The organism is Dokdonella sp. (assembly GCF_049593775.1).
Taxonomy (GTDB): domain Bacteria; phylum Pseudomonadota; class Gammaproteobacteria; order Xanthomonadales; family Rhodanobacteraceae; genus Dokdonella.
The window spans coordinates 1-8638 of the sequence record NZ_JBAWHJ010000409.1 but is presented as its reverse complement, the minus strand read 5'-3'; the positions used below and the strand labels follow the sequence as shown (position 1 = coordinate 8638).

General features: G+C 59.9%; 8 protein-coding genes. 5 read left to right on the top strand and 3 right to left on the bottom strand.

All coding sequences use genetic code 11. The features are described 5' to 3' along the window. Positions 1–147 precede the first annotated feature (147 nt). Complete coding sequence (locus WBP53_RS14105; protein ID WP_423929992.1) at positions 148–2754, bottom strand: hypothetical protein; 2607 nt, start codon at positions 2752–2754, stop codon at positions 148–150. A 168-nt stretch (positions 2755–2922) separates the two neighbouring features. Between WBP53_RS14105 and WBP53_RS14100 the strand changes: the two genes are divergently transcribed. Together WBP53_RS14100 and WBP53_RS14095 are read left to right on the top strand one after the other, a co-directional pair. Then, positions 2923–3063 (top strand): hypothetical protein, encoded by a 141-nt coding sequence (locus WBP53_RS14100; RefSeq protein WP_423929990.1) that lies wholly within the window; start codon positions 2923–2925, stop codon positions 3061–3063. A gap of 174 nt (positions 3064–3237) precedes the next feature. Next, complete coding sequence (locus WBP53_RS14095) at positions 3238–3909, top strand: hypothetical protein (RefSeq protein WP_423929988.1); 672 nt, start codon at positions 3238–3240, stop codon at positions 3907–3909. A gap of 219 nt (positions 3910–4128) precedes the next feature. Here the strand turns inward: WBP53_RS14095 and WBP53_RS14090 are convergent, their stop codons facing one another. Then, a complete protein-coding gene (locus WBP53_RS14090) occupies positions 4129–4305 on the bottom strand; it encodes a hypothetical protein (protein ID WP_423929987.1) in 177 nt (58 codons plus the stop codon). A gap of 178 nt (positions 4306–4483) precedes the next feature. On the opposite strand from WBP53_RS14090, the gene WBP53_RS14085 reads away from it, so the two are divergent. From WBP53_RS14085 to WBP53_RS14075, 3 genes are all read left to right on the top strand, one after another. Next, positions 4484–5026 carry a hypothetical protein gene (locus tag WBP53_RS14085; protein ID WP_423929985.1) on the top strand — a complete coding sequence of 181 codons (543 nt, stop codon included), beginning with the start codon at positions 4484–4486 and terminating at the stop codon, positions 5024–5026. 74 nt (positions 5027–5100) lie between these two features. After that, positions 5101–5946: a c-type cytochrome gene (locus WBP53_RS14080; protein ID WP_423929983.1), complete on the top strand. Its 846-nt coding sequence runs from the start codon at positions 5101–5103 to the stop codon at positions 5944–5946. Between the two features lie 160 nt (positions 5947–6106). Next, positions 6107–7273 carry a BamA/TamA family outer membrane protein gene (locus WBP53_RS14075; protein WP_423929981.1) on the top strand — a complete coding sequence of 389 codons (1167 nt, stop codon included), beginning with the start codon at positions 6107–6109 and terminating at the stop codon, positions 7271–7273. Positions 7274–7343: 70 nt separating this feature from the next. Here the strand turns inward: WBP53_RS14075 and WBP53_RS14070 are convergent, their stop codons facing one another. Continuing rightward, a complete protein-coding gene (locus tag WBP53_RS14070; protein ID WP_423929979.1) occupies positions 7344–8414 on the bottom strand; it encodes a DUF481 domain-containing protein in 1071 nt (356 codons plus the stop codon). Between the last annotated feature and the right edge of the window lie 224 nt (positions 8415–8638).

Here is an 8638-nt window from a genome sequence, read left to right as displayed (position 1 = left end):
AGCAAGAGTCAGGCGGACTAGCCCTCTCAAGTCGGAAACACCGCCTGCGCCGGCCTTTCTCGGAGGGACGCTGGCTAGCAGCGTCGCGACGACGAGGTGCCTGATGTCCTGGATGCCGCGCTCGGTGCGGCACCCAGGTTTTTCGAATCAGCGCCTGCCGCGGAAACCACCCCCACGGAAACCGCCCATGCCGCCGCGGAACCCGCCGCCGAATGAGCCGCGGTCAAAACCGCCACCGCCGAAACGATCACCACCACCAAAGCGGTCTCCGCCGTCACCAAACCGGTCACCACCGCCGCCAAATCGGTTGTCTCCGAAACCGCCACCGCCGCGCTGGAACCCGCGCTGGTTGGCCAGGTCATCATGAACGACCCCACCATCCATCGGCGAGTTGCGGGATGGGCTCAGGAGCCCGTTTGAGCCGTGTTGCGACCAGCCGCTGGAATCGTGCTGGAACACATTGCCGTTGTGATCGACGTAGGTGTTGCCATTCGCACGGGCGACACCACCGGTGTTGAGCTGGCCGGTGTTGCGGTCATAGCGAGCACCGCCTGCGCCGGAAACGTCACCACCCGGGCCGCTTGAATGGAAGGCACCGCCGGCTGCCGCGGAGTTGCGGTTGTAGGCGGCACCACCGGCTGCCGTAGTGCTGCGGTCATTGCTCGGGTTGAATGTGGTTCCACCGGCCCTTGCTGCTCCGCTGCCTGTGTAGGCATTGCGTACCGAGGATTCACCGCCCGCGGAAACACGTCCGGTATTCGGGTTATAGGAAGTTCCACGTGCGCGCGACGTCAGATTGCCGGTGTAGGCGTTGTAGTTGCGTGCGCCTTCGGCATAGCCATGTGCGCCGGTTCGGTTGTTGTATGTATTGCCTGCAAATCCACGGCCGTAGTTTCCGGTCCATGGATTGGCCCAGGCCGCCCCGGTGCCACTGATGACATGGTTGCCCCAACTTCCGTAGACGTTGAACGCGGCTGCGCCACCCCAGACGCCCGGATAGCCCCAATAGCCACCGCCCCAGCCCCAGCCCCATGCGGACGCATAGCCCCAGCCGAACGGGCCCCACCACGGGTAATACCACGGGTTGTAGCCCCAGCCCCAGGCGAAGCCCCAGCCGGTGTAGGGACTCCAGCCAAATGCGGTACCCAGGCCATAGGTGACCGGGCAGCCATACCAATATGCGCCGATCCATGGCGAGCAGCCGTAGCCGGTGCCATAGACAACGGTGTTGTTGCTGACGACTGTGCCGTAGTAGCCGGGTGTGTAGCCGACGAAGATGTCGTCGCCCTTGCTGCCGTAGACCTGCACGTAAGTCACATAATGCAGCGGTGAGCTGGTCGGGATCTTGTAGATTTCCGAGGGCACGGAATCGGCAACTGTCCACGGTCCGTTTGCGGTCGAGCTGGTGAACCAGGCTCCCTTGTCGACTGCGTAGTAGTCACCCGAATTGACTTCGATGATCGCCGATGGGGAGTTCACGGCGTACTTGAGATTGGTTCCAGTGATCGATTCGAAGTTCGGGGCACCATCGTAGGTGGCCTTGAAGCTGGCCTTGGAACGATGGATGGTGGCTGTCTGCGGAATCGAATTCGCAATCAGCGACTCCTGGGCTTCGGGCGTTCCCGGTATGGAGGCGAGCACGGCGCTTTTCGGGCTGTCCGACGGAATCTGGGCGAAATCGGCTGGAAGTGCATCCGAAGCAACGAAACTCCATGGTCCCTTGCTTGCCGGCGATGTGAACCAGCGACCGGAAACCAGGACATACCAGGCATTGTCAGCACTGCCGTCGATGAATACGTCAGCGTCGGTGTTGTCCATGTACTGCAGCTTCGTATCCGGGATTGGCGTGAATGAGGGGTCGCCACTGGAAACGATCAGCTCGGTCGGCGTGGTCGCCACGTAGATTCCCGGGAACTTGCCTTCGGCCAGCCATTGCTTGATGTCACCGTGCGGGTGGTCCATGACGTCGACCAGCTTTGCGCCTACGGCAGACTGCATCGCCTCGGTCACGGCGGCGGGCACGTTCGTCGCCTCGACCCATGGGCCGGCAGTTGCGTCAGCTGATGCCCAATGATCGGCGAAGCGCAGGTAGAAGGTGTCGTTTGCGCGCAGGATCAGGGATTTCGTGTTGATGACGCGCTCGACGCCGGCACTGCCGTATTTGCGCAAGGCAGGCGGGCCCTGCACGTTGACCAGGAAAGATGGATCAAACGCGAAGATGATGGTCGGCGGGGTGTTTTCGACAGGCTGTCCAGCGGCGGTCTTGTCGGACTTGATGGCCAGGGCCGATTCGACATGGTCGAGGCTGACCACGGTCGGGATGCCGGGAATGACTTTGCGCGCCAGGGCCAGGTATTTTTCCTGGTTGTCGACATCGGTCGGGAATTTTGCCTGTTCGATGCGGAAATCATCCAGCATCACTTCGCGCGATTCCTTGTCGGTCTCGGTGCGCGCGACAAACCAGATGCCGCCGTAGGAAAGCTTGTCCTGCGGCTTGCCATCCTTGCCGGTGACCGTGCCGGTCTTGACCGCCATGGCCATGCGGCCGCTGAGCTGATTGCCGCTGAACGAATCGACCTGCGGATAATAGAGGGTGAAGGCGGTCCCATCGATCGTGTATTGATGCGGCCACGGTCGATCATCAATGGTCTTGGGAGCGCCACTGGTGGTCTGGGCCAGCAGGGCGGTGGATAACAGCAAACCACACAGCAGTGCCACGCAGCGAAGCGAAATAGAACGGGCTGGCGAAAGCATGAACCGGATCTCCTTGATTGGAACTGGATGCTCGTTGTCGAGGACGAATCGCCGGATCTTGACCTCGAATGGTCAATGGATCGCTCTCGGGCGCAAATATTATCACGGAGCAATCCGGGGCGAGGGCGTGTTTCAGCCCATGCGCGGGCTGCATCCTGAGAGTTTGCCGTGCCTACGCACATCGTCGGCGGAGACGCCCTGCACGCATTTCTGGCGCTCGCAAGCCACTCGATTTCGGACATGCGGGGTGAAACCGAGCAGGGGATGGGAGCCGACGTCATGGCGATCGATGAGCGCGACTGGCTTTAGGCAAGACACGCGCAGGCGTCAGCCCCGACCGGGTATTGGAGATGCCGGATTCCAGCTCGCAACTGACGCTCACTTGCCGCCTGACGAGGTTCAATCCAGAATGCGGGATCACGTTCGCCTGCTGGCGGATCAACAACCAATGCCCCAGCCGAATGCGCTGTACTGGAGTCATCCATGTCGAGATTTTTCCTGCTTGCGACGATCCTTTTGTCATCTACCGGTGCGGCGGCAAGCGACCTGGTTCTGAACAACCCCGATTTCGAAGAGGTCATGGTTGGCAATAGAATCCCCGGCTGGTCGCGCACTCAGCACGCCGGCGTACGTGCCTACGAAATCACCAGTGACACAAAGAGTGTCGACAAGGGCAAGGCCAGCATTCGCATGTTGCGCACGACCGAACAAGCCTATGGCTTGATCATGCAGCAATTGGAGACTCCTGATCTCGCAGGCAAGACGGTTGAGCTTGTTGCAGCGCTCAAAGGCGAGAATGTCGGCAAGAAAGGTTGGGTAATGGTTCTCACGTTCAAGAACCACAGCAATATCCTGGATCAGGTACGTGCCAAACCGGTCACGGGAGATGCCGGATGGGCCGACGCGACAATCACCAGAATCGCGCCATTGGGTACCAGCCATATCGAAATCGGCTTCATGCTGCTCGATAGCGGTGCAGGCTGGGCTGACAACGTGCGACTGCGCACGCTGGACGTCGATCAGCCAAATCCGGAAGCAGCCGATGCCGATGCGGATACCGAAAAGTCGGTAGCCGACACGGTATCGCCCGACCAGTCCGAATCGGTAAAAGCTGCAAGCAGCAAGAAGCCCGCGACCGGCAAGGGCGATCACTGAAACACGGATTTCAGCCATGGCAGCGCTCGATGGCTCGATGCATCTCGACGCTGGAATTTTCTCCTCACGTGTCCTGTTGATCCAGATGCGCATGCGCTGATCTGCGCTGCGCACTTGGATGACGATCAAGCCACCGGTGCGGACCTGGTCGCCGGGTAGGCAAAGCGAGCGGGCTATCCGCGACAAAACCGGTTTCCGCACTGTTCCCGATTCGGGCGATCACTGCTGTGTGGTGGAACCGCTCTCCAGCGTGGCGATGTCCTGTGTCATGTCACCAACCATACTGCGGCACATGGTGTAGCCGGGCATGCGCGGAAGGAGCTCGGGTTCCATGCTGCCAATGACGCTCCGTGCTCCGGCTGCGCGCGCGATGAGGTCGGTAACGGGCCGGCGCAACTGGCAATCCAGACCATGGCGACCCGGGTCCGGTCGGCCTCACTTCCAGTCGGGCACGAAGGCAGGACCACCGTCCCCGCATGTGGCCCCTCAGGGCAGGCATTTGCGTTCTGTTTCCTTGAGGCAGGCTGTTTGCGCTGCCGGAAGGAATTTGCTCAGGCAACTTGAGGGTGACGAAATGCGAATCCTGACCTTGATGGCTTTACTCGTACTTGCCATGCCAGTCCGCGCAGACACGATCCAGGGCTTCTGTGAAAGGGATGGCAAGCGAATTGCGTTCAGCGATGGCATTGCTTTTGTCGATGCGCGAGACGCAGGTGGAGCCGTGACCACGAAAATCTACCTGACTGCCAATCCGCTGGACCGCAAGGCGCTGGCTGCTTGCATCGAGTGTGCGGGCCCGCCAGGTGAAGGATCCCATGGCAGTCCGCGCGGAACCGTGGTCGAGAAGCAGCATTCCGCGACCGCAGATGGCTGGATCCAAATGCGGCATGTCGGCGGAGACTACGAGATGACGATGATCGACAACCTCATGTATCTGGCGAAAGATGGAGTCCTTACCGGGCTCGACGGCGGCAACGGCAAGGTGATCCTGCAGATCAATACGCCTACGCGCATCGCCGGCAAACTGACCAGCGAGGCCCATGAGGTGCCATACAACGATACCGACATGAATTGCGCAGCCACTTTTGATGTGACCGTGGGCTGGCCGAACCGCTGATTTGTACGCGACCGGGTGGGGCATCTGGTCCTGGTCCGGTCGGGGAACGTAACCTGCTCCCTGGAGTGCGTGCCATGCGATGGTTGATCAGGATTGCTGCGGTATTCGGCGTCGCTGCCTTGGGTCTGGTCAGCTGGGTCTACCTGGCCAGCGAGCGGCACCTTGGCTCGTTCGAACGTCCAGCAGCCTTTGTTTTCCCTGTTGATTCGAGCCCCTCGACGATTGCGCGCGGTGATCATCTGGTGCGAACGCGTGGATGCAGGGGCTGTCACGGTGATGATCTGGGTGGTCAGCAGATGTGGGGGCATGCAGTAGCGCCAGATCTTGCTGTGTACGCAAGGACCGAGACAGCAGCAACGTTCGAGGCTGCCTTGAGGCATGGCATCGGGCGCGATGGCAAGGCGCTGTATTCCATGCCGTCCTACAACTTCGTTCGCATGCTCGATGAAGACGTGGCTGCGATGTATGCCTATCTGGCTACGGTGCCCGTCGTCGACAGGCAACTGCCGAAGGCAGCACTGCCATGGGAGGTCAGGCTGGAAATGGCCAGGGGTCTGGACGCAGCCATCCCGGCCTATCTGGATCTGGTGCCGCCGCTGCACCGATCCGGCGATTCAAATCCGGCTATCGCGCGCGGTGAATACATCGCGATGACGACTTGCAACGAGTGCCATGGATTCGGGCTTCGCGCAGACTCGCCGTGGGATGAGGACACGGCGCCAGATCTGCTCATCATCATGGCCTACGACAAGGCTGCCTTCCTGCACTTGATGCGAACCGGGAAAGCATTGGGTGATCGCGAGCTCAGGATGATGAGTGGTGTTGCCAGGGGTCGCTTTGCCTATTTCACCGATCAGGAAATCGACGACGTGTACAGTTTTCTGACCGACATGAGCGCTCGCGCCTCTGCGCCGCCATGATATTCCAGGCCGCGAGATGGTTCGCAGCGAGGTTCGATTCAGATTCACGCATGAGTTTTACCGGGCAAGGTGTCGTGCGCACGACAGTGGCAGCTTGCTTCGTATACGGGCAGATGCGTTAGGCTGACTGGATTTCAATCCGGAATCTCAAGCCATTGTCATGATGCAACCATCAAGAAACTCCAGTCTGCTGGCGTGCCCATCCCGGCTGTCCAGCTTCCTGTTGGCGACTGTTTTCGCGACCAGTGTTGCCAGTGCGCAGGAAATGCATCTGGACAAGGGTCCCGGTCAGGCAGAAGCCGAAGATCTCGGCACGAGCAATCAGGAGAGTGGCCACAGTTTCGTGGTCTTGCCCATCCCGATGGTCAATCCGGCCCTGGGGAGCGGCCTTGTCCTGGCCGCTGTCGCGTTCTATCAACCCGAGGGCAGCGCGCGTCCATGGATGACAGGTGGTGGCGCACTTTGGTCCGACAACGGAAGTCGTGGCGCTGGTCTGTTTCAAAAGGCTTATCTGGGTGGTGACAAATACCGCGCGACTGCAGCAGTCGGTCGGGCCGATCTTGAACTCAATTTCTATGGCGTTGGAGAAGCGGCAGCCGGCCGGGATGTCTCCATTGGAATCAACCAGACGCCGACGTTCGCGAAAGTCGACCTGCTCAGGAGAATCGCGCCGGCCAACTATCTCGGTATTCGCCTGCGCGCCGTTGGTGTCAAGACGCGGGTGCCGCTATCGTTGCCGCCGTTCCCCGACCTGGAGATTCCAGACCTGGAACTGGACGTCAGTCTCGCCGGTCCCGGCCTCCTGTACGAGTTCGACACGCGCGATTCGGAAACCTACCCGACCCGAGGCTTCTATGTCACCGCTACTTCGCAGTGGAACCTGGATAGTTGGGGTTCGGACCTCAACTACGCGAAGCTGGATGCAGCCATCAATCACTACGGGCGCGTAGGAGAAAACGCAGTACTGGCCCTGCGCGCCTCCGTGTGCCAGGCAGGATCTGATGCGCCGTTCTTCGACTTGTGCCTGTTCGGTTCGAACAGCGACTTGCGTGGCTACGAGACAGGCCAGTATCGCGACTACAGCATGTATGCCGCGCAAGCCGAATACCGTTGGGAATTTTCCCGGCGGTGGGGTGTCGTCTTCTTTGCTGGCGTCGGTGCAGTTGCACCGTCATTCGGCGAATTCAAATCGGATGATCTGTTGCCGTCCGGCGGCACCGGCCTGCGTTTCAAGGCGTCGACCAAGTTCAACGTCAATGTCAGAGTGGACTATGCCGTCGGCAAAGATTCCAGCGGCTTGTACTTCTCGATTGGAGAAGCGTTCTGATCAAGGCTCATGATAGCCAGGCGGAAGGCGGCAATCCATCTTGCCCAGAGCGATGGTTGTTCGATCGCTGTCAGAACTTGTAGCCGAACGAACTGGTCAGTGACCAGTCGGTTTTCTCGAGGCCCGATTGCGGTGGTTTGCTGTCATGGCTTCGCGTGTATGAAAGCTGATAGTAGAGGTCCTTGACGATCTCGTAGCTACCGGTGATTTCGAACTGGCTGCGCAGGCGGCCCCCGATGGTCAGGCTCGGATAGAGGATCAGTCCGGTCGAGAGTTCAAGGTTCGGATCATTGAAGCTGAAATACTGGTAGCCCACTTGCAACACGGCTTCGGTGCTCACCTGGTTGATGCCATCCGTGTAGTTTTCCCGGTTGCCTGCTATTCCGGCCAGCGCCACCAGTTCCTGATGCTCACTGCGCAGCAAGTAGCGGCCAAGTCCGCCGCCGGCGAGTGTGCGCAAGTTGAGATCAATCTGTTCGTTGGTCGTAACGCTGCCTGTCGCTGCCCAGTACCAGCGGTTGGCCCGCAACCAGCGGATCTGAGCGTTGATGTAGTTGCTGGCAGATGCATCGTTGTTGGTCGACTTGGTGCGCGAACCGTCGTAGTCGATGCTCCAGTACCGTGTCGGCTCTCGGTATGTGATGTTCGCTGACACGGAGTATTGGCGATCCTGGTTCGCGGAAGACGCGCTCACGCCGAGACTGACATTTGCATCGACCCGATCGAGCCAGCTGCCCTGTGAAATCGGCACGATGTGGACAACCGAGTCCAGTGCAATCTCTTCCATATCGCCGCTGGCGTCTGGTTCTTCAAGATCCAGTTTCCCCGGGCTCCCTGCAGCGGGGGCATGGCCGTACATGCGCGCACCGTCGGTCTGTTCGACTTCCAGCAACTGGTTGGTCTGAACGCTTTCCACCGATGGCCACTCGATGCTGACCGTACCTATCGAATCGGTGCTCAGCGTCAGCACGCCGTATTCCAGCTTCTTGATTTCGCCGGTCAGGCGGTCGCCGTTCTTGAGGATGACGATATCTGTCTTGGGTGCCGCATGCGCGGAGATCGATGCCAGCAAAAGCATGAAGAAGGCGTGTCTGGCCAGATGCCAGGAGGCTCCAGCAAAACCGGGCGAATTGAACTTCATCTACTTCTCCTGGCGGTTTGACCGACCGCACTGACGAACCATGACTGAGAATGCGGAGCCATTTTGCACGATGCGGGATCAAGTCTGAAATTCCTGGCTGGACTCTGCTCGGCAATCCCTGCTGCGAACGCTCCCATGATGGCTCAGGATCAAGGGCAGTCACTGGTTCTGGATGTCCAGTCAAGATCAGGCTGGTTCGAGATCGGCAAGCCCGTGCTGTGGTC

Bases quoted from the DNA above. Each gene is read 5' to 3' on its own strand.
- WBP53_RS14095 (WP_423929988.1), top strand. From the start codon at position 3,238: ATGTCGAGATTTTTCCTGCTTGCGACGATCCTTTTGTCATCTACCGGT.
- WBP53_RS14105 (WP_423929992.1), bottom strand. From the start codon at position 2,754: ATGCTTTCGCCAGCCCGTTCTATTTCGCTTCGCTGCGTGGCACTGCTG.
- WBP53_RS14080 (WP_423929983.1), top strand. From the start codon at position 5,101: ATGCGATGGTTGATCAGGATTGCTGCGGTATTCGGCGTCGCTGCCTTG.
- WBP53_RS14070 (WP_423929979.1), bottom strand. From the start codon at position 8,414: ATGAAGTTCAATTCGCCCGGTTTTGCTGGAGCCTCCTGGCATCTGGCC.
- WBP53_RS14075 (WP_423929981.1), top strand. From the start codon at position 6,107: ATGATGCAACCATCAAGAAACTCCAGTCTGCTGGCGTGCCCATCCCGG.
- WBP53_RS14085 (WP_423929985.1), top strand. From the start codon at position 4,484: ATGCGAATCCTGACCTTGATGGCTTTACTCGTACTTGCCATGCCAGTC.